At 71.0% G+C, this 22,918-nt stretch carries 22 protein-coding genes; 7 read left to right on the top strand and 15 right to left on the bottom strand.

Annotated elements, in window-relative coordinates; translation table 11 throughout:
* Positions 1–13: 13 nt before the first annotated feature.
* The gene (gene deoC, locus GWK61_RS10305; RefSeq protein WP_194907694.1) at positions 14–985 is read right to left on the bottom strand and encodes a deoxyribose-phosphate aldolase; all 972 of its coding nucleotides are present in this window, start codon (positions 983–985) and stop codon (positions 14–16) included.
* Between the two features lie 118 nt (positions 986–1,103).
* Here deoC and GWK61_RS10310 point away from each other — a divergent pair, with 118 nt between their 5' ends.
* On the top strand, positions 1,104–1,826 hold the full coding sequence (locus GWK61_RS10310) for a hypothetical protein (protein WP_194907696.1): 723 nt from the start codon (positions 1,104–1,106) through the stop codon (positions 1,824–1,826).
* An 83-nt stretch (positions 1,827–1,909) separates the two neighbouring features.
* On the opposite strand, the gene GWK61_RS10315 is transcribed toward GWK61_RS10310, so the two are convergent.
* From GWK61_RS10315 to GWK61_RS10325, 3 genes are all read right to left on the bottom strand, one after another.
* Positions 1,910–3,595: a phospho-sugar mutase gene (locus tag GWK61_RS10315; protein ID WP_194907698.1), complete on the bottom strand. Its 1,686-nt coding sequence runs from the start codon at positions 3,593–3,595 to the stop codon at positions 1,910–1,912.
* A gap of 20 nt (positions 3,596–3,615) precedes the next feature.
* Positions 3,616–4,425, bottom strand: coding sequence for a purine-nucleoside phosphorylase (locus GWK61_RS10320; protein ID WP_194907700.1), 810 nt, complete (start codon positions 4,423–4,425; stop codon positions 3,616–3,618).
* A gap of 137 nt (positions 4,426–4,562) precedes the next feature.
* Entirely contained in the window at positions 4,563–5,939 is a 1,377-nt protein-coding gene (locus tag GWK61_RS10325; RefSeq protein WP_194907703.1) for an MFS transporter, read from the bottom strand.
* 78 nt (positions 5,940–6,017) lie between these two features.
* Between GWK61_RS10325 and GWK61_RS10330 the strand changes: the two genes are divergently transcribed.
* Both GWK61_RS10330 and GWK61_RS10335 read left to right on the top strand, forming a co-directional pair.
* A complete protein-coding gene (locus GWK61_RS10330; RefSeq protein WP_194907705.1) occupies positions 6,018–7,433 on the top strand; it encodes an NAD(P)H-quinone dehydrogenase in 1,416 nt (471 codons plus the stop codon).
* Positions 7,434–7,570: 137 nt separating this feature from the next.
* Positions 7,571–8,155 (top strand): DUF6215 domain-containing protein, encoded by a 585-nt coding sequence (locus GWK61_RS10335; protein ID WP_194907707.1) that lies wholly within the window; start codon positions 7,571–7,573, stop codon positions 8,153–8,155.
* Between the two features lie 235 nt (positions 8,156–8,390).
* Here the strand turns inward: GWK61_RS10335 and GWK61_RS10340 are convergent, their stop codons facing one another.
* The gene (locus GWK61_RS10340) at positions 8,391–9,806 is read right to left on the bottom strand and encodes a hypothetical protein (RefSeq protein ID WP_194907709.1); all 1,416 of its coding nucleotides are present in this window, start codon (positions 9,804–9,806) and stop codon (positions 8,391–8,393) included.
* An 81-nt stretch (positions 9,807–9,887) separates the two neighbouring features.
* On the bottom strand, positions 9,888–11,672 hold the full coding sequence (locus GWK61_RS58440) for an acetyl/propionyl/methylcrotonyl-CoA carboxylase subunit alpha (protein WP_194907711.1): 1,785 nt from the start codon (positions 11,670–11,672) through the stop codon (positions 9,888–9,890).
* 238 nt (positions 11,673–11,910) lie between these two features.
* On the opposite strand from GWK61_RS58440, the gene GWK61_RS10350 reads away from it, so the two are divergent.
* Together GWK61_RS10350 and GWK61_RS10355 are read left to right on the top strand one after the other, a co-directional pair.
* A complete protein-coding gene (locus GWK61_RS10350; protein ID WP_194907713.1) occupies positions 11,911–12,675 on the top strand; it encodes a rhomboid family intramembrane serine protease in 765 nt (254 codons plus the stop codon).
* 60 nt (positions 12,676–12,735) lie between these two features.
* A complete protein-coding gene (locus tag GWK61_RS10355; RefSeq protein WP_194907715.1) occupies positions 12,736–14,040 on the top strand; it encodes a hypothetical protein in 1,305 nt (434 codons plus the stop codon).
* An 89-nt stretch (positions 14,041–14,129) separates the two neighbouring features.
* On the opposite strand, the gene GWK61_RS10360 is transcribed toward GWK61_RS10355, so the two are convergent.
* The 3 genes from GWK61_RS10360 to GWK61_RS10370 all read right to left on the bottom strand — a co-directional run bounded on the left by GWK61_RS10360 (position 14,130) and on the right by GWK61_RS10370 (position 16,925).
* The gene (locus GWK61_RS10360) at positions 14,130–14,687 is read right to left on the bottom strand and encodes an isochorismatase family protein (protein ID WP_194907724.1); all 558 of its coding nucleotides are present in this window, start codon (positions 14,685–14,687) and stop codon (positions 14,130–14,132) included.
* A 53-nt stretch (positions 14,688–14,740) separates the two neighbouring features.
* Positions 14,741–16,012 carry a cytochrome P450 gene (locus GWK61_RS10365; RefSeq protein WP_194907725.1) on the bottom strand — a complete coding sequence of 424 codons (1,272 nt, stop codon included), beginning with the start codon at positions 16,010–16,012 and terminating at the stop codon, positions 14,741–14,743.
* 145 nt (positions 16,013–16,157) lie between these two features.
* A complete protein-coding gene (locus GWK61_RS10370) occupies positions 16,158–16,925 on the bottom strand; it encodes a sensor domain-containing diguanylate cyclase (protein ID WP_323747489.1) in 768 nt (255 codons plus the stop codon).
* Between GWK61_RS10370 and GWK61_RS10375 the strand changes: the two genes are divergently transcribed.
* Positions 16,840–17,097, top strand: coding sequence for a hypothetical protein (locus tag GWK61_RS10375; protein ID WP_194907726.1), 258 nt, complete (start codon positions 16,840–16,842; stop codon positions 17,095–17,097). The two genes, GWK61_RS10370 and GWK61_RS10375, sit on opposite strands and share 86 nt — an antisense overlap.
* Here the strand turns inward: GWK61_RS10375 and GWK61_RS10380 are convergent.
* Entirely contained in the window at positions 17,094–17,267 is a 174-nt protein-coding gene (locus GWK61_RS10380) for a hypothetical protein (RefSeq protein WP_194907727.1), read from the bottom strand. The two genes, GWK61_RS10375 and GWK61_RS10380, sit on opposite strands and share 4 nt — an antisense overlap.
* A gap of 124 nt (positions 17,268–17,391) precedes the next feature.
* On the opposite strand from GWK61_RS10380, the gene GWK61_RS10385 reads away from it, so the two are divergent.
* Complete coding sequence (locus tag GWK61_RS10385; RefSeq protein ID WP_194907728.1) at positions 17,392–17,583, top strand: hypothetical protein; 192 nt, start codon at positions 17,392–17,394, stop codon at positions 17,581–17,583.
* 104 nt (positions 17,584–17,687) lie between these two features.
* On the opposite strand, the gene GWK61_RS10390 is transcribed toward GWK61_RS10385, so the two are convergent.
* The 5 genes from GWK61_RS10390 to GWK61_RS10410 form a co-directional block, all read right to left on the bottom strand.
* Positions 17,688–18,602, bottom strand: a complete 915-nt coding sequence (locus GWK61_RS10390; RefSeq protein ID WP_194907729.1) for a hydroxymethylglutaryl-CoA lyase — start codon at positions 18,600–18,602, stop codon at positions 17,688–17,690.
* Positions 18,603–18,697: 95 nt separating this feature from the next.
* Positions 18,698–19,924, bottom strand: coding sequence for an adenylate/guanylate cyclase domain-containing protein (locus tag GWK61_RS10395; RefSeq protein ID WP_194907730.1), 1,227 nt, complete (start codon positions 19,922–19,924; stop codon positions 18,698–18,700).
* Positions 19,925–19,999: 75 nt separating this feature from the next.
* Positions 20,000–20,542: a PH domain-containing protein gene (locus GWK61_RS10400; RefSeq protein WP_194907733.1), complete on the bottom strand. Its 543-nt coding sequence runs from the start codon at positions 20,540–20,542 to the stop codon at positions 20,000–20,002.
* A gap of 122 nt (positions 20,543–20,664) precedes the next feature.
* Complete coding sequence (locus GWK61_RS10405) at positions 20,665–21,609, bottom strand: biotin--[acetyl-CoA-carboxylase] ligase (protein ID WP_194907743.1); 945 nt, start codon at positions 21,607–21,609, stop codon at positions 20,665–20,667.
* A complete protein-coding gene (locus GWK61_RS10410) occupies positions 21,606–22,811 on the bottom strand; it encodes an RNA-guided endonuclease InsQ/TnpB family protein (protein ID WP_194907745.1) in 1,206 nt (401 codons plus the stop codon). Before GWK61_RS10410 ends, GWK61_RS10405 begins: the two co-directional genes overlap by 4 nt.
* Positions 22,812–22,918: the final 107 nt, after the last annotated feature.

The following is a 22,918-nucleotide window of genomic DNA, read 5'->3' on the forward strand; positions in this document are numbered from 1 at the left end:
TCTTCGCCATGAATCAGTCCACCGTCACGTAGTCAGGGCCGGAGTACACCCCGGTGGCGAGCTTGCGGCGCTGCAACAGCAGGTCGTTGAGCAGGCTGGAGGCGCCGAACCGGAACCAGTCCGGGTCCAGCCAGTCCGGGCCCGCGGTCTCGTTCACCGTCACCAGGTACTTGATGGCGTCCTTGGCGGTCCGGATGCCGCCGGCCGGCTTCACGCCGACCTGCCGTCCGGTCTGCGCGCGGAAGTCGCGCACCGACTCCAGCATCAGCAGCGTCACCGGCAGCGTGGCGGCCGGGCTCACCTTGCCGGTGGAGGTCTTGATGAAGTCGGCGCCGGACAGCATCGCCAGCCAGGAGGCCCGCTTGACGTTGTCGTAGGTGGCCAGCTCGCCGGTCTCCAGGATCACCTTCAGGTGGGCGTCGTGCCCGCCGGTCTTGCAGGCTTCCTTGACGGCGGCGATCTCCTCGGCGACGGCCCCGTAGCGGCCGGCCAGGAAGGCGCCGCGGTCGATCACCATGTCGATCTCGTCCGCCCCGGCCTCGACCGCGGCGGCGGTGTCGGCCAGCTTCACCGCCAGCGGCGCCCGGCCGCTGGGGAACGCGGTCGCCACGGCGGCCACCTTGACGCCGGAGCCGGCCAGCGCCGCCTTGGCGGTCTCCACCATGTCGCCGTAGACGCAGATCGCGGCCACGCTGGGGCAAACTGATGCTTGCCCGCGCCCTGCCGCGCTCTGATACTGCTCGGGCTCCGGGTGGATGCCCTTCGCGCACAGCGCCCGGACCTTGCCCGGGGTGTCGGCGCCCTCCAGCGTAGTGAGGTCGACCATGCGCACGGCCAGGTCCAGCGCCTCGGCCTTCGCGGTGGTCTTGATCGATCGGGTCCCCAGCTTGGCGGCACGGGCGTCGGCGCCCACCTGGTCCACCGGCGGGAGGCCGTGGAGGAGGCGGCGCAGGCCCGCGTCGTCGAGGGCGAGTTGTGCGGTCACGGGACCACGGTAGACGGTGCGCTCTACGTGGAGAAATGGCAGGTCTTGCCGATCACTAGTTAGTCACAATCGGTTCTCGGTCTCGGAGCGTGGGACGGCTGATGGCAGAATCGGGAGTATGCGACTCAAATCCCCGGCCTCGACGGACGACACCACCGTGTCGCCGGCGGAGAAGCCCACCTCCTACCGCACGGTCGGATCCCTCGGGACCGGCGCCGTGCTGGTGGTCTTCGGCGCGCTGTTCCTGTTCGCGTTCGGCCTGAGTTCCGAGAAGCACCCGGTCGGCTCCATGGTCGGTCTGGTGATGCTGGTCAGCGGCGTGGTCGGCGGCATCTACCCGGCCGCCTTCAGCCATGCGGACCACCTCAGCATCCGCAACCCCTTCCGCCGTATCGACATCAGTTGGCCGCGCGTCGAGTCCGTCTCGGCCAAGCTGTCCCTGGTGGTCGAGACGGTCGCGGAGGAGGGCAAGGCGCACAAGTACACGATCTGGTCCGTCCCGGTCTCGATGCACGAGCGCCGCAAGTCCGACCGCACGGTGGCGAAGCAGGCCCGTGCGGCCCGCGCCGAGTCCGCCCGGCAGGCCGCCGGCGCCGGCGACATCGCCGGAAGCGCGATGGGCGCCGCCGGGTACGGCCGCCCCAGGTCGCTGCGCGAGGACCCGCTGGAGCACATGGCGCTGGCCGACCAGGCCGTCTCGGAGATGCGGGACCGGCAGCGCGTGTGCACGATGTCGGCGGAGAACGCGGCGCCGACGACCGTGACCTGGACGTGGTACACGCTGGCGCCGTTCGTGGTGAGTGTGGCGCTGCTGGTGGCGGCGATCGCCGGGGCGTTCTAAGCGGACGAAGATGCAAGAAGGGCGGCCGATCGAGTGATCGGCCGCCCTTTTGCTTGCTCCTTGCTTGCTCCGCGAATTGCCTACTAGGCGAACTGCGCGAACCACTCCTCAAGCTCGGCGCGTACCGCGGCGATCCGCGCCACGACCGGCGACCGGTCGGCGGCCGCGTGGTCGCCGAGCTCGATGTAGCACTTCAGCTTCGGCTCGGTCCCGCTCGGACGCACCGCGATCCAGCCGCCGTCCAGGGCCAGCCGCAGCCCCTGCTCCGGCGGGAGCGCGATGCCGTTGGCGGACAGGTCGCCGACCTCGGCGACCGCGACCCCGCCGAGCGCGGCCGGCGGGTTCCTGCGCAGGGTGCGCATCATCGTCTGGATCTGCTCGGGGTCGTTGCTGCGGATCGACAGCTGCGTGGTGACCAGGTTGCCGGTGATCTTGTCGACTTCGGCCAGATAGTCCAGCAGCGTCCGGCCGTTCGCCTTGAGTGCGGCGACCAGCACGGCGGCGGTCAGCGCGGCGGTGACGCCGTCCTTGTCCTTCACATGCGCGGGGTCGACGCAGTAGCCGATCGCTTCCTCGTAGCCGAAGGCCAGGTTCGGGACCTTGGACAGCCACTTGAAGCCGGTCAGCGTGCGCGCGTAGTCGACCTTCGCGTCGGCGGCGATCGCGGCCAGGCCCTCGGAGGACACGATCGAGGTCGCGAAGGTTCCCCGGCGGCCCGCGGTCGCCAGGTAGTGGCCGAGCATCAGGCCGACGTCGTCGCCCGAGAGCCGGCGCCAGCCGCCCGGCGCGGCCTTGTCCGGCACGGCCAGCGCCATGCGGTCGGCGTCGGGGTCGTTGGCGATGATGAGGTCGGCGTTGTGCTCGGCGGCGAGGGCGAATGCCAGGTCCAGCGTGCCGGGCTCCTCCGGGTTCGGGAACGAGACCGTCGGGAAGTCCGGGTCGGGCTTCTGCTGCTCCGGAACGCTGATCGGCTCGGGGAATCCGGCGTTCGTCAGGACCCTGCGAGCGAGTTCGTAGCCGACTCCGTGCATGGCCGTGTAGACGTACGTGAGGTCCAGCTCGGGGGAGTCCGGCATCAGCTCGGCAGAGCGCGCCACATAGGACTCGATCACGCTCTCCGGCACGGCCTCCGCGTTCTCGACCCGGCCCAGCGGCACGTCCGCCAGGGCGCCGACCGCGTCGATCTTCGCGGCGATCAGCGCGTCGTTCGGCTCCGTGATCTGCGAGCCGTCGCCGAGGTAGACCTTGTAGCCGTTGTCCCGCGCGGGGTTGTGGCTCGCGGTGACCATCACGCCGGCCTGCGCCCCGAGCGCCAGCACGCTGTACGCCAGCATCGGCGTGGGCAGCTCGCGCGGCATCAGGTACGGCCGGTGTCCGGCGCCGAGCATCACCTCGGCGGTGTCCTCGGCGAAGCGGCGCGAGTTGTGCCGGGCGTCGTAGCCGATCGCCACGACCTGCCCGATGCCGTGCTGCCCGGTGACGAACGCGGCCAGCCCGGCGGCGGCGCGGAGCACCGTCACGCGGTTCATCCGGTTCGGGCCCGCGCCGAGCTCGCCGCGCAGGCCGGCGGTGCCGAACTGCAGGCGGCCGTCGAAGCGGTCCTCCAGGTAGCCGTACGCCACCGCGTCGCCGGACTCGGCGCCCTCCAGCAGGTCGGCGAGCTCCGTGCGGGTCGTCGGATCGGGATCCTCGGCCAGCCAGGCGCGGGCGGCGGCGAACAGCGCCTCGCTGATCGCGGTGCCGGTGCCGAGCTCAGTCCTCTGCGTCATCGCGTCCCCTTCCGGGCCGGTCAGATCTTCTCGACGATGCCCTGGAGCAGCGTGCCCAGGGACGCAGCCGACGCCGCACCGGTCTCCATGACCTCGGTGTGCGACAGCGGCTCGCCGGTCATGCCGGCGGCGAGGTTCGTCACCAGGGAGATACCCATGACTTCGGCCCCCGCCTCACGCGCCGCGATCGCCTCCAGCGCGGTGGACATGCCGACCAGGTCGGCGCCCCAGCCGCGGAACATGCGGATCTCGGCCGGGGTCTCGAAGTGCGGGCCGCGCAGCGCCAGGTAGACGCCCTCGGCCAGGCTCGGGTCGACGGTGCGCGCGAGCTCGCGCAGCCGTGCGGAGTACAGGTCGGTGAGGTCCACGAAGCGGGCGCCGACGATCGGCGACTCGTTCTGCAGGTTCAGGTGGTCGCTGATCAGGACCGGCTGGCCGGCGTGCATGTCCGAGCGCAGGCCGCCGCAGCCGTTGGTGAGCACGACGGTCTTCACGCCGTTGGCCACCGCGGTGCGCACGCCGTGCGCGACCGAGGCGACGCCGCGGCCCTCGTACAGGTGCGTGCGGCCCAGGAAGACCAGGACCTTGTTGCCGCCGACGGACACCGAGCGCACCTTGCCGGCGTGCCCGATGACGGTGGACGCGGCGAAGCCGGGCAGGGCGTCGACCGGGGACTCCCAGTCCGGGGTGCCGAGCGCGTCGGCGGCCTCGGCCCAGCCGGAGCCCATGACCACGGCGACGTCGTGCCGCCCGGCGAGCTCGGTGAGGCTGGCGGCGGCGGTCTCGGCGAGCTGGTAGGGGTCCTGGGTCGGGTCAGCGCTGTTCGTCACCTGGTGAGCGTACAGCGCGGGGTTCGCGGGCGGCGGCCCGGAGCCCGGCGGCGCCGGCGCGGCTCAGGTGGGCTCGGGCGGGGCGCAGCCGGGCTCAGTCGGGCTCAGTCGGGCTCAGACGGGGCTCAGGTGGTGCTTCAGACCGCCACGAACCCCGGAGCCGGCTCCTCGCCGAGCGGCGCGGTCAGGTTCGACATCACCGGCGCGTCCGCGCGCAGGTGCCGGACTTGCGAGGACATGAACGTCAGCCCGGTCGCGCCGACGATCACCGCCCCGGCGCCGAGCTGGACCGCCCTGGTCCCGAACGCGTTCGCGGCGGGCCCGGCGACCAGCGACCCCAGCGGGGACGCGCTCAGCGAGCCCAGCGCGTCGTAGGAGTAAACCCGTGCGAGTTTGTCCTGCGGGATGTGCCGGGTCAGCGCCACGGTCCACAGGATCATGAAGTACTCGCCGGAGAACCCGGCCAGCACCGAGACCGCGGAGATCGCCCAGAGCGGCCCGCCCAGGCCCATGACGATCGGCGGCAGCGCGAAGGCGAAGGTGAGGATCGTGCCGACGAACATCGGCCGCTTCACCTGGTACACCAGCCCGGCGACGCCGCCGAGCAGGATGCCCAGGCCGTCGCAGCTGATGATCAGCGCCCAGGCCCCGGCGCCGCCGAGCCGGGCCTTGGCCACCTCCGGGCCCAGCACCGAGAAGCCGCCGAACCAGCCGGCCAGCACCGCCGCGTAGCAGGCGATGACCGCCCACAGCCAGGTGCGCGAGCGGACCTCGATCCAGCCCTCGCGCAGCTCGTGCAGCATGCCCGGCGCCTTCTCGGCGGTCCGCTCCAGCGCCGCGACCGTGATCCGGAACAGCGGGAACGTGCCGAGCAGCAGCAGGACCGCGTCCAGGCCCATCGCCTCGCCCGGCCCGAAGGCCGTGACCAGGACGCCGCCGACGGCCGCGCCGAGCATCAGCATCGAGGACTGGGCGAGCCGGGATAACGACGAGGCGCCCTGCATCCGGTCTTCTGGCACCAGCCGCGGGATCAGCGACTGCGACGAGGGGTAGAACAGCGCGCCGCCGGTACCCATGAGCAGGGCGGCGACGAGCAGGTTCCAGGTGTTCGCGGCATGGCTGAGCATGAGCACCGCGGCCAGGCCCTCGCCGGCGGCGGCCGAGAGGTTGGCGGCCATCATCACCCGCTGCGGCCGGAACCGGTCCGCGAGCACCCCGCCGACCAGGGTGAAGACCAGCATCGGGGCCAGCTGCGCGGCCAGCACGAAGGAGACCGCGGCGGCGTTCCCGTCCGGGTGTGCGGCGGACTTGGTGACGGCGAGCACGGCGAAGGACAGCGCCACGGACGAGATGCCGGTCGCTGACGTGGACAGCAGGCGCTCCAGCAGGACCAGCCGGAACTGGCTGATCCGCAGAACGGTGAGGGATTCGCGGACGGTCTCCTTCAGAGACGGCGATTCCGCTTCCTGGCTGATGGGCGCGTCCGCCGCGAAGTCCTGGGCGGGGTTGCTCACGGTTATCTACCTGGTTTCCGACTAGTTGCTAGCCGGTCCAGGCTATCCGGTGACGCCAACCGGTTTTCATGCGAGACAATGGTCCACGTGACTCGGATCGTGATCATCGGCGGCGGACCTGGCGGCTACGAGGCGGCGCTGGTGGCCTCCCGACTCGGCGCGGAGGTCGTGCTCGTCGAGCGCGAAGGCGTCGGCGGGGCTTCGGTGCTCACCGACTGCGTGCCGTCCAAGACGCTGATCGCGACGGCGGACGTGATGTCCTCCTTCGAGTCGGCCGAGGAGCTGGGGATCCGTATCGGTGGGGTCTCTGTGCACGGCAGCTGCGTGACCGGCGTGAACCTGGAGAAGGTCAACCGCCGGGTGAAGGACCTGGCCTCGGCGCAGTCGGTGGACATCGCCGAGTCGTTGAGCAAGGCCGGGGTGCAGATCGTCAAGGGCCGCGGCCGGCTGACCTCGGACCGGCAGGTCGAGGTGGACCTCGCGGACGGCACGGTGGCGGTCTACCACGCCGACGTGGTGCTGCTGGCGACCGGCGTGCGTCCGCGCGAGGTGCCCGAGGCGATGCCGGACGGCGAGCGCATCCTGAACTGGAAGCAGGTCTACAACCTCAAGGAGCTCCCACCGGAGCTGATCGTGGTCGGCTCAGGCGTCACCGGGGCCGAGTTCGCCGGCGCCTATCAGGCGCTGGGTTCGGCTGTGACTTTGGTCTCCTCCCGCGACCGGGTCCTGCCCGGCGAGGACGCCGACGCCGCCGAGGTGCTGGAGAGCGTCTTCCGCCGCCGCGGCATGCGGGTGCTCTCGCGCTCGCGCATGGCTTCGGCGGTGCGCGACGGGGACCGCGTGATCGTGACCTTGGAGGACGGCCGCACGGTCGAGGGCTCGCACGTGCTGGTGGCCGTCGGCTCGCTGCCGAACACCGGGGGCATGGGCCTGGAGGAGGCGGGCGTCGAGCTGACGAAGAGCGGCCACATCGAGGTGGACCGCGTCTCGCGCACCTCGGTGTCCGGCGTCTACGCGGCCGGCGACGTGACCGGCGTGCTGCTGCTGGCCTCGGTGGCCGCGATGCAGGGCCGGATCGCGATGTACCACGCGCTCGGCGAGGCGGTGTGGCCGATCAACCTCAAGCGGGTGTCGTCCAACATCTTCACCAGCCCCGAGGTCGCCACGGTCGGGCAGACGAACGTCAACGCGCACCACGACTCGCCCGGCTTCAACGAGTACAAGCTGGCGCTGGACTCCAACCCGCGCGCGAAGATGCTGGGGTTCAAGGACGGCTTCGTGAAGCTGTTCTCCCGCAAGGGCTCGGACACGATCGTCGGCGGCGTGGTCGTCGCCCCGCGCGCCAGCGAGCTGATCCACCCGATCACCATGGCGGTGGACCTGCACCTGACGGTGGACCAGGTCGCGTCGGTGTTCACGGTGTACCCGTCGCTGTCCGGCTCGATCGCCGAGGCCGCGCGCCGGCTGCACGCGGACGTGAAGGACGAGGACTGAGGCTCCGTCTGGCGTCCCGGTCGCTTTCGGCCCGGTCGCGCCGCGGGGGTTGTCTGAGCTCCGACACCGCTGCCAGGATGGTCGCCCCCGGGAAGGTTACCGGCCGGTAGCGACAGGGGCGACAGGGGGCGACATTCGTGAAGGACTCGCATCGCAGCACCCGCTTCCAGATCACGGCCGCACTGGCGCTCGGCGGCGTCGTGGTGGCCGGGGCGGTGGTGCTGACCACAACCTGGAAGGACCCCAAACCGGACCCGTGCCAGGCGGCGTCACAGAGCTCTGCGGCCCAGGACGGCGCGAAGCTGTGCACGGCGCTGGAGAAGGCGGGCCTGCCGGCGCTGCTGGGCGTGCCGAAGGCGCAGACCGCGTACGGCGGCCAGATGGCGGTCCCGAGCAGCACCCCGACGGACTACCAGGAGGTCCACGTCGAGTGGATCGTGGGCCAGTACGCGGTGCTCCTCTCGACGAGCAAGAGCGTGACAGTGAAGCCGACCGAGCAACTCGCCGCGCACCCCGCAGCGCTGCTGTCGGGAACGTCGGGCGGGCATCAAGTGAACCGGCTGGAGGTGGCGTGGACCGCCGCCGGCGGCGGGGCGGGGATCTACGCGGTGGACGTGATGATGGCCGACGGCTCGGCGATGGCGCAGAGCGACGCCGGGCGGCTGGAGCGGGCGGTGGCGGCGAAGGTGCTGCCGGGGCTGCCGGAGTGGCGGGCCAGCTGAGGCAGGGCCTCAGAAACAGCAAGCAGAGCAGTGCTCGGGCGGCGGGCTGGTGCGGCTGCGCAGGCTGAAGCGGCGCTTCAGAAAGCAGCGGGCGAAGCGGCGCTCGGGCGGCTGGTGCGGCGGCGGCGCGGGCTGGCTGGCTGGTCGGCGGCCGTTGGCGAAAACTATTGCCGGGCAAGCGAAAGCGGCGGCCGATGTTCAGCCAGCCGCCGCTCGCTGTCAGCTCAGTTCGCGGTCACCAGTCCCCGCCTCCGCCCCAGTCCGAGCCGCCGCCGGAGTCGCCTCCGCCGCCCCAGTCGCTGCCGCCCCAGTCCGAGGAGCCGCCGGAGTCGCCCCAGCTGCCGCCGTTGTCGCCGCCTCCGCCGCCTGAGCCGCCGTCGCCCCAGCCTCCGCCGCCGTTGTCGTAGTAGTTGTTCTCGATGTAGGCGTCGGGGCCGCTGAACATCGAGCCCATCACCGTGCCGATCATCAGCGCCGGGAGCACCCCGCCGCCGAAGTAGCCGCCGGCCCATGGTGCGTAGGCCGGTCCTGCGTTGTAGTACGGCTGCGGGCCGTACGCCGTCTCCACCTGCCGTACCTGCGGCTGCTGCCCGGTGTCCACGCGCGTCATGTCCGCGGCGCACGCCGGCACGGGACGCGGCGCGCCGCCCGGGGGCGCCCACGTCACCTCGCCCACCGACGGGCCGTGGCGCGGGTCGAAGAAGCACGGCGGACGCCGCTGCGGCAGCGGCGCTCCCTTGCGTCGGGCGTCCAGGGTGGCCAGGGCGAAGCGGCCCTCATCCAGTGCCTCGGTGACGTTCTTCATGTCCTCCGGACGCTGCGCCGCCGCGGCCGCGTTCTTCGCCGCCTCGTACTGGTCCAGGGCCTTGCTGTAGTCGGCGCGCATCTCGTCGGTCGCGGTCGGGTCGCCGGGGGAGAAGTCCAGCCGGTCCAGCACCTCGCCGTAGGCGGTGATGTCCTCGTCCACCGCGCGCTTCAGCCCGTCCAGCTCGATGGCCCGCCGCTGCTTCGCGCGCCGCTTCTTCCGGCTGGCCACCGCAAAGTACGTGCCGCCGGCGATGACCACCAGCACCACGATCAGGATGAGTGCGCCCGCTCCGGATTTGGAAGAAGAAGACGACTTCCCACCGGAGGTCCCGCGACCGTCAGCGGTCACCGCGGAGTCGACCGACGACACGAACATCGTCAGCACCGTGTCAAGGTTCCCGCCGCTGCCCTGTGCCGCCGCGATGGCCAGATTGTTGGCTTGATTCGTGCGCAGCGATCCCGAGAAGTCCAGTGCGTGGAAGCTGCGATCGACGCTCGCGGCGTAGACGCCCGGCAAACCGACCTTGTTCCGCAACTGCTGAAGCAGCGTGCTCTGATGGAACGTCGCATTGTTCGGCAGGATCGCGATGAATACCGCGGTCCCGGAGTGCATCCCGTGGATCTGCGATACCACGGAGTCGATCTGCGCCGAGCTCAGCTGGACCGGCGCGCTCGGATCCACATAGACCGGCTTGTCCTTGAGCGCGGAGGCGACCGAGTCGATCGTCGAGTCGGCGGCCCGAGCCGAGCCGCCGCTCCAGAAGAAGACAGAGAGCAGAAGAGCGAAGCCCGCAAGGAGGACGGCGGACGCCCTCCTTCCCCGGCGGGCAAGAAGGTGTTCCATTCCCCGAGGCTAGCCGATCGCCATGGCGAAGGCCCGCCGCACACGATCGCGTGCGACGGGCCCGACCGGCCACGCTGAAATTCAGTCCTTGATCTCGCAGAGCACCGTGCCCGCCGTGACCGTCGCCCCGACCTCGGCCGCGATCGACGTCACCGTCCCGGCCTTGTGCGCGTTGATCGGCTGCTCCATCTTCATCGCCTCCAGCACCACGATCAGGTCCCCGGCCGCGACCTCCTGGCCGTCCCCGACCGCGACCTTGACGATCGTGCCCTGCATCGGCGCGGTCAGCGAGTCCCCGGAGACCGCCGCCCCGCCGGAGGCCTTGCCGGACCGCTTCGGCGCAGCCTTGCCGCCGGCGCGACCGCCGCGGGCCCCAGCCCCAGCCCCGCCGCCGGTGGCCGACACCCCGAGCTCGGCCGGCAGCGTCACCTCCAGGCGCTTGCCGCCGACCTCGACGACCACCGTCGTGCGCTCACCGGCCTCGGCGGCCTCGCCGGGCGTCCCCGCATAAGCCGGGATCGTGTTGTCGAACTCCGTCTCGATCCACCGCGTGTGGACGTGGAACGGGCCCTCCTCCGGCGTGAAGGCCGGGTCGTCCATCACCGCGACGTGGAACGGCAGCGCGGTGGGCATCCCGTCGATCTCGAACTCGGCCAGCGCCCGGCGCGCGCGTTCCACGGCCTGCTTGCGGTCCCGGCCCGAGACGATCAGCTTGGCCAGCAGCGAGTCGAAGTTCTGGCCGATCTCCGCGCCCTGCTCGATGCCGGAGTCCAGGCGCACGCCCGGGCCCGACGGCGGCCGCCAGGTGGTGACCACGCCGGGGGCCGGCAGGAAGTTGCGGCCCGGGTCCTCGCCGTTGATCCGGAACTCGAACGAGTGACCGCGGACCTCCGGGTCGCCGTAGCCCAGCTCCTCGCCGTCGGCGATCCGGAACATCTCGCGGACCAGGTCCAGGCCGGTGACCTCCTCGCTGACCGGGTGCTCGACCTGCAGGCGGGTGTTCACCTCCAGGAAGGAGATGGTGCCGTCCTGGCCGACCAGGAACTCGCACGTCCCCGCGCCGTAGTAGCCGGCCTCCTTCAGGATCGCCTTGGAGGCCCGGTACAGCTCCGCGACCTGCTCCTGGCTCAGGTACGGCGCCGGGGCCTCCTCGACCAGCTTCTGGTGCCGGCGCTGCAGCGAGCAGTCGCGGGTGGACACCACCACGACGTTGCCGTGCTGGTCGGCCAGGCACTGGGTCTCCACGTGCCGCGGCCGGTCCAGGTAGCGCTCGACGAAGCACTCGCCGCGGCCGAAGGCGGTGACCGCCTCGCGCACCGCCGACTCGTACAGCTCGGGGATCTCCTCCAGCGTCCGCGCGACCTTCAGGCCGCGGCCGCCGCCGCCGAACGCCGCCTTGATCGCCACCGGCAGGCCGTGCTCGCGGGCGAAGGCCACCACCTCGCCGGCGCCGGTCACCGGGTCCGGGGTGCCGGCCACCAGCGGGGCGCCGGCGCGCTGCGCGATGTGCCGGGCCGAGACCTTGTCGCCGAGCGAGCTGATCGCCGCCGGCGGCGGGCCGATCCAGGTCAGGCCGGCGTCCATGACCGCCTGCGCGAACTCGGCGTTCTCGGACAGGAAGCCGTAGCCGGGGTGCACCGCGTCCGCGCCGGAGTCGGCGGCGGCCTTCAGCAGCTTGGGGATGACCAGGTACGAGTCGCCGGGGGTGGAGCCGCCCAGGGCGTACGCCTCATCGGCGACCCGGACGTGCAGCGCGTCCCGGTCGGGGTCGGCGTAGACCGCGACGGAGCCGATACCGGCGTCCCGGCACGCCCGGGCGACCCGGACCGCGATCTCGCCACGATTGGCGATCAGAACCTTGCGCACGGCGGCAATCCTTCCCAGTGGGTAGTCGTTTCGCAGTTTAGAGCCGTGGGCGTGAACCGGCCGCACGATGAGGACGTGGTTCGCGCCACTTCGATGGGCCCCCGGGACCACCCGTAACGGCCGTATGCGCCTTTCGACGTCTCTTTTCTCCCTCTCAAGGTGGATGCGTCCTCGGACGGCGACCGCTACGCTTTTCCTGGAGTAACGCGATACAACGCGAACACAATTGGGGGACCGGATGGACGGGCCAGGAGACGGCCGCAGCGCCGAGGAAGTCCTGTACGAGGCGCGCAAAGCGCTGTACGTCATGGTTGGCTTCATCGCCCTCATCTGGGCGGTGCAGGTGGTGAACTGGGCGACCGACTACCGGCTGTCCAACCACTTCGGCATCGTCCCGCGCAACGTCGGCCACCTCGGCGACATCGTCTCCTCCCCCTTCCTGCACTACAGCTGGCAGCACATCGAGAGCAACAGCGGTCCGCTGTTCGTCTTCGGGTTCCTGGCGGCCTACCGGGGCGTCCGCAAGTTCCTGATGGTGACGCTGATCATCACCCTCAGCAGCGGTCTGATGGTCTGGTTCGCGCAAGGCAACTCGAACACAGTCGGCGCCTCCGGCCTGGTCTACGGCTACTTCTCCTACGTCATCGTGAAGGGCCTGTTCGACCGGCACCTGGTGGACGTGCTGATCGGCTGTGTCATGGCGCTGTCCTACGCCTACCTGCTCACCGCCGCGCTGCCCGGCGTGCCGCACGTGTCGTGGCTGGGCCACCTCGGCGGGGCGATCGGCGGCGTGCTGGCCGGCTGGCTGCTGCGCGAGCGCGGCGCGGCGGCGCTGGCGGCCGGCGGCGGGGGCCGCGAGCCGCTGGGCGACGGCGGCCTGTCCGACACCAAGATCCTGTCCCAACCTGCCAAGGGCGGTGGCCGGAAATCGGCCAAGGGCGGTAGTCTCCCGGGCAGCCCGCGGTCGGACCTTATGAAGGAGCTCGACGATCTCGGGTTGTGATTCCCGAGAGGCGTGGGTGGGGTGCGGATACAACGCGGAGCACGGTCGGTCGTCACGGGTGTGGCGGGGGCTTGCCTGGTCACGGCGGCGGTAGGAGTACTCGCCGCGACGCCGGCCCAGGCCGCCCGGACGTCGGCGAACCTGACGCTGGGCCCGAACAGCGGCGCCCCGAACTCGCAGTTCACGGCGAGCTTCCACATGAACTCGCGCAACGGCCCGGCGGGCTGCCTCGGCGGCCAGGTCACCTTCAACTTCGACGCCGTGCCCGCGGGCTCCGGCGCGCTGGACCAGGCGTGCACCGCCACCGCGGTGATCACCGTGCCACCGACAGCCAACCCCGGTGCGCACACGGTCAGCGCGGCCGCCAGCGGCGCGGCGCAGAGCGCGTCGGCGAACGCGACCTTCACGGTCTCCGCCGGGCCGCCCACCACGCCGTCCACGACCGGCGGGCCGACCACCCCGACCACCCCGACCACGCCCACGGCCCCCACGTCGACGGCGCCGCCCTCGTGGTCGAACTCGACGACGCCCTACCCGGGCTGGACCGCGCCGCCGTTCGCCGGCCAGGTGGTCCCGACGTCGATCGGGAACTGCGACACCCAGAGCCAGCACGCGACGTCGGCCGCCAAGGGCTTCCTGCAGATACCCGCGTACTCGGTCGGGGCGCATCCGCCGAACAACGGCTCCACGGTGATCACCGAGCCGGCGGCCGGCTCGCTGCCGATCGTGTCCGTCGGCCCGAGCGGCATGATCCCGCCGCAGCTCGGAGACGGCCGGCACCCGTATCAGAACCTCGAGCTGCTGGAGCCGATCGACGCGAACGTGTCGCCGAAGCTGCGGCTGGCCGCGGCGGCCGGGGAGCCGTTCGGCTGCCTGCACGTGGAGTCGTTCGGCGGTCCGGGCAGCGGATACGGATACCTCTCGTACGCGCTCAAGGACGCGACGGTGACCAGCGTCCAGGACGCGAACGCCGACGGCTCGCTGTTCCAGACGGCCGAACCGACGATCGCCCCGCCGACGACCCCGGCCGCCCCGGCCTCCAGCGGCAAGGACAAGAAGACCAAGGCGCCGGCCTCCTCGCCGGCTCCGCCTCCGGCCCCGACGGCGAAGTTCGAGCGGGTCGTGCTCGGCTACTCGTCGCTGTCCTGGGAGTACCAGGAGGCGGCCGGCGGCGCGCAGGCGCCGATCCACCGCGGGGCCGGCACCATCGTCCCCCCGCCGCCGTCCGCGCCGCTGTCCTACTCGAACCTGGTGTTCGCCTTCGGCGGCCTGGTCGCGGCCGCGGTGGCGTTGATGTTCGCGTACCACTCGCGGCGGCGGGACCTGGCGCGGCGGCTGCGGCGTCGGCGCGCCACGCACGCCTAACAGTGGTCAGACCCGGTCTCGTAGCAGGTCAGACCCGTTCTCGCAGCAGGTCAGACCTGGTCTCGGAACGGGTCGGCCCTGGTAGCGGCTCAGCCCTGGTTGAAGCTGAGCTCGGCGGCGGTCACGGTTCCGGCGGTCCGACCGGGCGCCTCGTGGTACTGCCAGTACAGGTTGGTGTGCGCGATCACCGCACCCGGAGCCGGGGCGCCGTAGGAGCTGAGGTCTTCGGTGGTGTGGGCGTCGCTGACCAGGAGGGCGTCGTAGCCGCGCGTGATGGCGCCGTGCAGGGTCGAGCGGATGCAGGCGTCGGTCTGCGCGCCGGTCACCACGAGGCTGCCGACCAAGAGATCGGCCAGGACCGACTCCAGGCCGGTCTCCTCGAACGAGTCGCCCCACTGCTTCTGCACCTGCGGCTCGTCCTCGCGCGGGTCGAGTTCCGGCACGATCTTCCACGGCTCCGAGCCGGCCTCGCGGTTCTCCCCGATGTCCTGGATCCAGACCACCGGGACGCCCGCCGCGCGCGCCTTGCCGACCACCGTGTCGATGTTGGCCACGACGGCGTCGCGCTCGTGGTTGCCGGTGACGACGCCGTTCTGGACGTCGATGACCAGCACGGCCTTGTTCGGCCGGTTTTCGAGTGTGCTCATTTCAACAAACTAGCCGGGGGTGCCGACAAGCGCTCCTCTATTGGATCTCGTAGCTATTGGATCTCGTAGCGGAGCCGCTTGATCCCGTTGATGAAGCTGGACGTCAGCCGGTCCGGCTCGCCGACGCTGCGGATGGTCGGCGCCCGCGTGAACAGCTCCCGCAGCAGCGCGGTCATCTCGGTCCGGGCCAGGTGCGCGCCGAGGCAGAAGTGCGGGCCCGGGCCGCCGAAGCTGAGGTGGGGGTTGGGGGAGCGGGTGATGTCGAAGCGGTCGGGGTCGTCGAAGACGTCCGGGTCGCGGTTGGCGGCGTTGTAGAAGAGCAGGACCTTGTCGCCCTTCTTCAGCGGCGTGCCGTTCAGGTCGTGGTCCTGGGTCAGGGTGCGGCGGAACTGCGTGACCGGGGTCGCGTAGCGCAGGATCTCGTCGAGGGCGCCGACGATGTGGCCGTCGAAGTCGTTCCGCAGCATCTCCATCTGGTCGGGATGGTCGGTGAGGAGCTTCAGGCCGTGGGACAGCGCCGTGCGCGTGGTCTCGTTGCCGGCTACCACCAGAAGGATGAAGAACGAGCCGAACTCCTGGTCGGTGAGGGCTTCGCCGTCGAGGTCGGCGTTCACCAGGCGGGAGGTCAGGTCGTCGGTGGGGTGCCGGCGGCGTTCGCGGCCCAGGGCCGCGGCCAGGCGGTGGAGCTGACGGCCGGAGCGGATCAGGCGGTAGAGCGCCAGGGGACCGACGAGCTTGGTGCGCAGCGGGCTCGCGTCTTCCGGGACTCCGGTGTACTCCTCGTCGCTGCCGGCCAGGATGCGGTTGGTGTGCGCGAGGATCATCGGGTGCTGGGGCTCGGGGATGCCCATCATGTCGCAGATGACCTGCATCGGCAGGCGCGCGGCCGCCTCGGCGACGAAATCGCCGGCGCGGTGGGCTATGAGGTCGTCGACGATGTGGGTCGAGGTGCCCTCGATGTTCGCTTTCAGGCCGTTGACCAGCCTCGGGGTGAAGGCGCGGGAGACGATGCGGCGGAGCCGGGCGTGCCGGGGATCGTCCATGTTGATCATCGAGCCGAAGTAGCTCGCCAGGTAGCGCGGCATGTCCGGGATGCTGTTGGAGGTCGGCTCGCTGCTGAACAGCTCCGGATGGCGGCTGGCGGCCACGACGTCGGCGTGGCGGGTGAGGGCGTAGTAGCCGGCGCCGGGCTTGATGAGGGGGAAGCGGGGCTCGGCGAACAGCGGGGCCGCGGGGCGCGCTCGGAGCTCGGCGAAGGCGGCCATGCGCTGGTCGTAGGGCTGGGACCAGAAGCTGTTGTCGGACAGGTCGATGTCGGTGGCCATGGGTTTCAGCTTGACATCGAGGGCTGATACGTCAAGTGGGTCGTGGTTGTGGGCCGCAGGCCGGTTGATCGCGGATCACGGTTGACGGTTGACGGTTGACGGTTGACGGATGACGGATGACGGATGGCGGATGCGGATCGCGGGGTCAGCGGCCGCGGCGTATTCGGCGGCGGTCGCGGGAGGCTGAGGAGCCGTCGGCCGCCGCCTCCTCCACCTGGATGACGTGCCGTGTGGTGGCGGCGACGGGACGCTGGATGCCTTCGCGCTTGGCCTCGTACTGGGCCGCGTCCGCGAGCCGGAAGAGGGTGTCGCGGTTGCCGACCGTGCCGGCCGGGCCGTCGGTGGCGGCGTACCCGACCGCGGCGCCGGAGATGCCCTCCAGCTTCGCGGCGCGGTCGGCCAGCTCCTCGGCCAGCTGGGTCACCGTCGACCAGGGCTGGCCGACGACCAGGACGCTGAACTCGTCGCCGCCTATGCGGGCCGCCAGGGCGCCGTTGACGGTGCCGGCCACCGCCGAGAGGTGCCCGGCCAGCTGCTCCAGGACGGCGTCCCCGGTGTCGTGCCCGGAGGTGTCGTTGACCTGCTTGAGGCCGTTCACGTCGCAGATGATCAGCGCCACCGGCAGCCCGGTGAGCCGGTGCAGCTCCATCGCCTCGTCCAGGCCCACCTCGATGGCCCGCCGGTTGGCCAGGCCGGTCAGCTCGTCGGTGTAGGCCAGCCGCTCCAGGTACTCCTGCCGGTCGGCCTGCGCCAGACCCGCACTGACCAGGGCCGCGAGGGTGGCGGCGAAGTCCAGGTCGGCGTCGGTGTAGGGCTCCTGGTCGGCGGTGCGGGCCGCGTACAGCTCGCCCCAGACCTGCCCGGCGAAGAAGATCGGCGAGATCAGCGCGCTGTGCCGCTCGCGTAATCGCAGCGAGGCGGTGCGCCGGGGGTCGGCGTCGGCGTCGTCGCTGCGCAGGGTCCACGGCCGCGGGTACTCCTCGCTGACGACGCGCGGGAAGTCCGACGGCGCGTACCACTCCTCCTCCGGGAACCGCTCCTCGAACGGCAGCAGCTCCCCGTGGTTGATCAGGACGCGCAGCTAGCCGGTGGCGCGCACGTACTCCGACAGCGACACGACCCGCGCGTCCAGGGCCTTGCGGGACTCCTCGGCGACGACGGTGATGACCTGGCTGAACCCGTGGACCCGCGCCAGGGCGCGGGCCAGGTCGGTGAGCGCACGCAGGCGGATCGAGGCTTGATCTGTATTAGACATGGCCGCGTTGTCCGCCGTACGAAATCACGGGACCACGCTAGGTGATGTCCTGCGGCTGTGCCACTTCACCCGTCCGGGCGATGGTCCGCCAGATCGACGCCCGGTGTCGGTACCGTGGCCCGACGTGACCGGAGCCCAGCACCCCACGTCCCCGGCCGGCGACGGCCTGGCCGCCGCCCGCGCAAGGGCCGCCGAGTTGGGCGTGTCCGTGTCCGAATACGTGCGCGACCAGCTGCGCCGCACGCGCGGCGAGGAGGCTTGGGAGCGGGCGTTGGCGCAGGCGGGGGAGGCGGTGCCGCCGACGCAGCGGGAGTAGCGGGTGCTGCGCCTCGGCTCAGGTCAGGTCAGCTTGGCTCTCGGCTCGGCTGAGTTCGGCTGCGCGCGGCTCAGTTCGTAGCGCCGCGCGCCGTGCCGCTCAGCTCAGCTCTGCGCCAGCCGTGTCCGCGGCCCGGCCCGCAGCACCTGCGAAGGCAGCGTCCGGCCGACCGCGCGCTCGGCGTAGGCCGCCGTGTCCAGCAGCGCCTCCAGGTCCACGCCGGTGTCGATGCCCATGTCCTCGACCATGTGCACCAGCTCCTCGGTGGCGATGTTGCCGGAGGCGCCGGGGGCGTAGGGGCAGCCGCCGAGGCCGCCGACCGAGGCGTCGAAGTCGGTGACACCGAGCTGGAGCGCGGCCAGGACGTTCGCCAGGCCGGTGCCGCGCGTGTTGTGGAAGTGCAGGTTCAGCGGCTTGTCCGCGTGCGCCGAGCGGGTCTCGCCGATCAGCCGGGTGACCCGGGTCGGGGTGGCCATGCCGGTGGTGTCGCCGAAGGACAGGGAGTCGGCGCCGTGCGCGACCGCCGTGTCGACCACCCAGAGCACGCGCTCGGTGGGGACCTCGCCCTCGTACGGGCAGCCCCAGGCGGTGGAGACGATCACCTGGACCGTGGCGCCGCGGCCGTGCGCCAGGTCCATGATCGCGGCGATGTCGTCGAGGGATTCGGCGGTGCTGCGGTTCAGGTTCTTCTTGTTGTGCGTGTCCGAGGCGGAGACGACCACCTCGATCTCGTTGAAGCCGGCGTCCAGGGCCCGCTCAGCGCCCTTCAGGTTCGGCACCAGGGCCGAGTAGCGGATGCCGGCGGCCCGGGTCATCTGCGCGGCGACCTCGGCCGCGTCGGCCATCTGCGGGATCGCGCGGGGGTGCACGAACGACACCGCCTCGATGCGGGAGACGCCGGTGTGGGAGAGCCGGTCGATCAGTTCGATCTTGGTTTCGGTGGAGACCGGGTCCTCGTTCTGCAGGCCGTCGCGCGGCCCCACTTCCCGGAGCGACAACGTTGTCGGCATATCGGTCATGGGATCGATGCTAGTCGCGGTGTCTCAAAGTCTGGAATGTGAGGGCTGTCACCTCGGGGTGATCGGGCTGCGGTCGGCTTGCGACCAGTTCGCGCTCAGTCCCCGGTCAGCGCCGTGAGCGCGATCTCGCCGAGCCCGCGCACCATCCGCGTCCCGACCGGCTCCAGCGCGAACGACGCGTCGTCGGCCAGCGCGTCGGCCAGCTCCGGGTCCACCACGATCTGGTCCGGCTCGGCCAGCGACGTCAGCCGCGCCGCCAGGTTGACCGTGGTCCCGTAGATGTCCCCGTTGCGCTGCACGACGTGCCCGTACGCCACGCCGATCCGCAGCTCGGGCACCGCCTCGGTGCGCCGCATCGACGCCAGCAGGTCCAGCGCGATGCGCGCGGCCCGGGCCGGGGAGTCGGCGGCGAACATGATCTCGTCGCCCAGGGTCTTGATCAGCCGGCCGCCGCCGTAGGCCACGGTGTCGGCGGCGTTGGCCTCGAACACCGACACCAGCCGGGCCAGCTCCTCCTCGGTCAGCTGGCGCGAGAGCCGGGTGAAGGAGACCAGGTCGGCGAACCCGACGGCCTGCAGGCCCTCGGCGTGCTCCTGGAGCTGCTGCCGGACCCGGCCGGCGGCCGCGGCGAGCTGCCGGCGCCAGACGTAGACCAGCAGCTCCTCCAGCTCCGGCAGGACCCGGCGGCCGATCCGGTAGCCGAACTCGGCCATCTCCTCCGAGCCCACGCCGGCCGTGTCGAAGGCGTCGAACAGCACGTCGACCTGCCATTCGGCGAGCCGGGCCGTGGTCTGTCCCATGGAGCGCGCGACCTGGACCGCGAAGTCCTCGGTGAACAGCCCGCTGCGCGGCATGCCGCCGAGCCGCAGCAGGGCGTCGACGTCGGCGTCGGTGAAGGCGCGGGCCTGGCCGACGTCGGCGAAGCCCATCGCGCGCCAGTAGCGGCGGGCCTCGTCGTAGGGGATGCCTGCGGCCTTGCAGACCTCGTAGGCGGTGTGCCGGGGGACGCCGCCGAGCAGGAGGGCCTCCAGCTCGTCGCCGTTGGCGGCCTTGCGCTTGGCGGCGCTGGAGGTGCTGGCGGCGCCGGAGACGCCGTTGGCTCCGGCGACGGCGCCGGGGCCGCTCACGCCGCCGACGCCACCGACACCTCTGATGGCGCCGGCGCTGGCATCGGAAGCGGCGGCCCGGGCGGCCCCGGCCGAGTCGCCCGACTCAGCCGAGTCAGCCGAGTCAGCCGACGCAGCCGAATCGGCCCGGCGCGCCCGGCAGCCGTTCTTCCCGGCCGCGTCGTGGCCACCGTCCCCCGGCACCCTGCGCGCCATCGTGTTCCGCAGCTCCTGCCCTGGTCGCCGTCGAATCGCCTGCGTCTGCCGCTTCTGCCGCTGCGTCTGCCGCTTCTACTTCTTCTTGCCGTGCTGCTCCTCGGGCTCGGCCAGCTGGGCCGTCCCGTCGGTGCCGACGTTGCTGATCAGGTTGGTCAGCTCACGCTGCGTGGACTCCACGTGCGGGATGTCCTCCAGCTGCTCCTGGCCGTGCTCGCCGGCCGACTCCACCACCAGCGTGCCACAGCCCAGGATGCGGTCCAGCAGGCCGTTGTGCTTGAACGACACGTCGTTGATCTTCACCAGGGGCATGTCGCGGCCCTCGCGGTGGATGAAGCCCTCGCGGATGATCAGCCGCTTGTTGGTGACGATGTAGTTCTTGTTCAGCCAGATGACCCAGGGCCGGACCGTGAACACGATGATGTCGATCAGCGCCAGCGCGCCGACTCCGATCGCTGCGACCTTCTGCGTGCTGCCGCTGGTCAGCCCGGCCGCGGCGCCGAACACGGCGACCGCGGCGACCAGGTTCAGCACCGGGAGGATGAGCGCCTTCCAGTGCGGACGCAGCGCGAGGTCGATCTGCTCGCCGGGCGCCAGAAGGTGCTTGGGGTAACCCATTGCCGTCACTACTCCCTCAACTCCGCGCCTCCCCCCTGTGAGGAAGCGAAGGTGTCCTGTCGCCACGCATACTTGCAGACAATAGGACTGCTTGGCAGTTACTTGCCGGTGACAGGGTCTTGTCATCTGAGATGAACGACATCCCCCGCCCCGAACGCACGCTCCCCGTCGGCGTTCCGCACCAGCAGCCGGCCGTCCCCGTCCAGCCCCACAGCCTCCCCGACCACAGGCTCCCCGCCGGGCAGCTCCACCCGCACCCGCCGCCCGAAAGTCGCACACGAAGCGGCGTACGCCGAGAGCAACCCCGAGGCCATCGGATCGCCGCCGGTGACGCTCCAGTCCGTGTACCAGCGCTCGAGCTCGCGCAGGATCGCCCGCAGCAGCGTGTCGCGATCGGCGGCCTTGGCGTCCTCCAGAAGCAGCGAGGTCGCATGCGGGGCGGGTAGCTCATCGCGCCGCAACGAGACGTTGAGCCCCAGACCGACCACCGCGGCCGGGCCGCCCGGCGTCTCGACGCGCTCGACGAGGATGCCGCCGAGCTTCCGGGCGGCGCCGTAGGCGGTGTCCTTATTACTACTGCCGGTTTCATTGGGGCTGTCGGATCCATCGGGGGCGTCAGATTCATCGGGGCCGCCGGAGTCGTCCACCACGATCAGATCGTTCGGCCACTTCAACCGCACCGGAACCTCGCTGACCGTGTCCACCGCCGTCCGCACCGCGGTCCCAGCCAGCAACGGCAACCAACCCCACCGCGTCGAGGGCACGTCATCCGGCCGGAGTAACACCGACAGGAACAACCCCGACCGCGCCGGCGCCGTCCACGTCCGCCCCAACCGCCCGCGCCCGGCACTCTGCGCCTCGGCGATGAGCACGTACCCCTCAGGCTTTCCGGCCCGCGCCGCCTCGGCCACGTCCGCATTGGTGGACCCGGTCTCCCGCACCACATCGACGCGCCCCCACAGGCCGCCGGGGCGGACGACCGCCTTGTTCACTGCCAGCTCGCGCAGGGGTGGGCGGTCCAAATCCGTGTAAGGCGATTGACGTCCGTCATCCTCCGCGCCGGTCACGGCAGAGCTCCTTCGCTTCGGTCGGTTCCTGCTTCATCGACGGCTGCCGGAACGCGTTCCGGTCTTACGCCCTCTCCACAGGCGTTTAGCCTCTCCCTGCGTCCCAGGGCGAGGATGTTGCGGGCGGCGTTCACATCACGATCATGACGCATTCCGCACGACGGGCAGTCCCATTCGCGGACACGGAGCGACATGCGCTCGACGCGGGTACCGCAGCACGAGCAGGTTTTCGTGGTCGGTGCGAACCGGTCGATCTTGGCGAACTCCCGTCCGTACAACGCCGCCTTGTACTCCAGCATGTCCACGAACCGGGTCCAACCGGCGTCATGGATTGATTTCGCCAGTCTGGTCCGCCCGAGAGCGGCCACGGCCAAGTCCTCCACGAACACCGCTTGGTTCTCGCGGATGACGCGGGTGGACTCCTGGTGGTGCCAGTCGTGGCGCCTGTCGGCGACCTTCGCGTGCTGTCGCGCCAGCTTCAGTCTGGCCTTCTGTCGGTTCGCAGAGCCTTTCTGCTTACGGGACAAATCGCGGTGTAGGCGTCTGAGCTTTCGCTCTGCCCGTCGGAGGAATCGCGGAGCCGCGATCTTTTCTCCGCCCGATGTCACGCCGAAATGGGTGAGGCCCAGGTCGATGCCACACTCGATGTCAGTACGGGGCAACGGTTGCTCCTCGACCTCGACCACGAAAGACGCCCAGTAGCGATGGGCGGCGTCGCGAACGACTGTCACGGACGACGGCTCGGCGGGCAGCCGCCTGGACCAAACGACCTCAACATCGCCGACCTTTGTCAGATAGAGCTTGCCGTCGTCTCGGACGGTGAAGCCGTTCGACGTCAGCCGAATCGCCTGCCGTCCGTCACGCTTGGACTTGATCCGCGGGAGGTTGACAGCCGATGCCCGCCGTTCGCCACGCCGTACTGCGAAAAATGCCCGATAGGCGCGGTTCAGGTCGCGCAGCGACTGGATGAGGACCACCGACGACACCTCGGACAGCCAAGCCCGTTCCGGTGTCCGTTTGCCTTGCGTGATCACCCGCTTCTGAAGCTCACCGTCGTCGATGAATCCCTGCCCGGCCGAAAACGCCGCCTGCCGCAGTCGCAGGCCGTCGTTGTAGACGACCCGGGCGCACCCGAATGCTCTGGCGAGCGCATCGCGCTGCGCGGCGTCCGGATACAGGCGGTACCTGTAGCGCAACCGCATGCGGTCGATGTTATGGCTGTCCAGCGCGACCGTGGCGAACGTTCGCGCGACGGCAACCCGAACGAGTGATCGACTACCGGCTCGCCGACGACCCGCGTGTGTGGACA

This window comes from Catenulispora rubra (assembly GCF_015356825.1).
Lineage (GTDB): Bacteria > Actinomycetota > Actinomycetes > Streptomycetales > Catenulisporaceae > Catenulispora > Catenulispora rubra.

What these genes read in the sequence shown, in the direction of transcription:
- GWK61_RS10315 (WP_194907698.1), bottom strand. Translation starts at nt 3,595, where the DNA reads ATGACGCAGAGGACTGAGCTCGGCACCGGCACCGCGATCAGCGAGGCG.
- GWK61_RS10330 (WP_194907705.1), top strand. Translation starts at nt 6,018, where the DNA reads ATGGTCCACGTGACTCGGATCGTGATCATCGGCGGCGGACCTGGCGGC.
- GWK61_RS10380 (WP_194907727.1), bottom strand. Translation starts at nt 17,267, where the DNA reads ATGTCTAATACAGATCAAGCCTCGATCCGCCTGCGTGCGCTCACCGAC.
- GWK61_RS10365 (WP_194907725.1), bottom strand. Translation starts at nt 16,012, where the DNA reads ATGGCCACCGACATCGACCTGTCCGACAACAGCTTCTGGTCCCAGCCC.
- GWK61_RS10390 (WP_194907729.1), bottom strand. Translation starts at nt 18,602, where the DNA reads ATGACCGATATGCCGACAACGTTGTCGCTCCGGGAAGTGGGGCCGCGC.
- GWK61_RS10340 (WP_194907709.1), bottom strand. Translation starts at nt 9,806, where the DNA reads ATGGAACACCTTCTTGCCCGCCGGGGAAGGAGGGCGTCCGCCGTCCTC.
- GWK61_RS10410 (WP_194907745.1), bottom strand. Translation starts at nt 22,811, where the DNA reads ATGCGGTTGCGCTACAGGTACCGCCTGTATCCGGACGCCGCGCAGCGC.
- GWK61_RS10400 (WP_194907733.1), bottom strand. Translation starts at nt 20,542, where the DNA reads ATGGGTTACCCCAAGCACCTTCTGGCGCCCGGCGAGCAGATCGACCTC.
- GWK61_RS10395 (WP_194907730.1), bottom strand. Translation starts at nt 19,924, where the DNA reads ATGGCGCGCAGGGTGCCGGGGGACGGTGGCCACGACGCGGCCGGGAAG.
- GWK61_RS10360 (WP_194907724.1), bottom strand. Translation starts at nt 14,687, where the DNA reads ATGAGCACACTCGAAAACCGGCCGAACAAGGCCGTGCTGGTCATCGAC.
- GWK61_RS10310 (WP_194907696.1), top strand. Translation starts at nt 1,104, where the DNA reads ATGCGACTCAAATCCCCGGCCTCGACGGACGACACCACCGTGTCGCCG.
- GWK61_RS10350 (WP_194907713.1), top strand. Translation starts at nt 11,911, where the DNA reads ATGGACGGGCCAGGAGACGGCCGCAGCGCCGAGGAAGTCCTGTACGAG.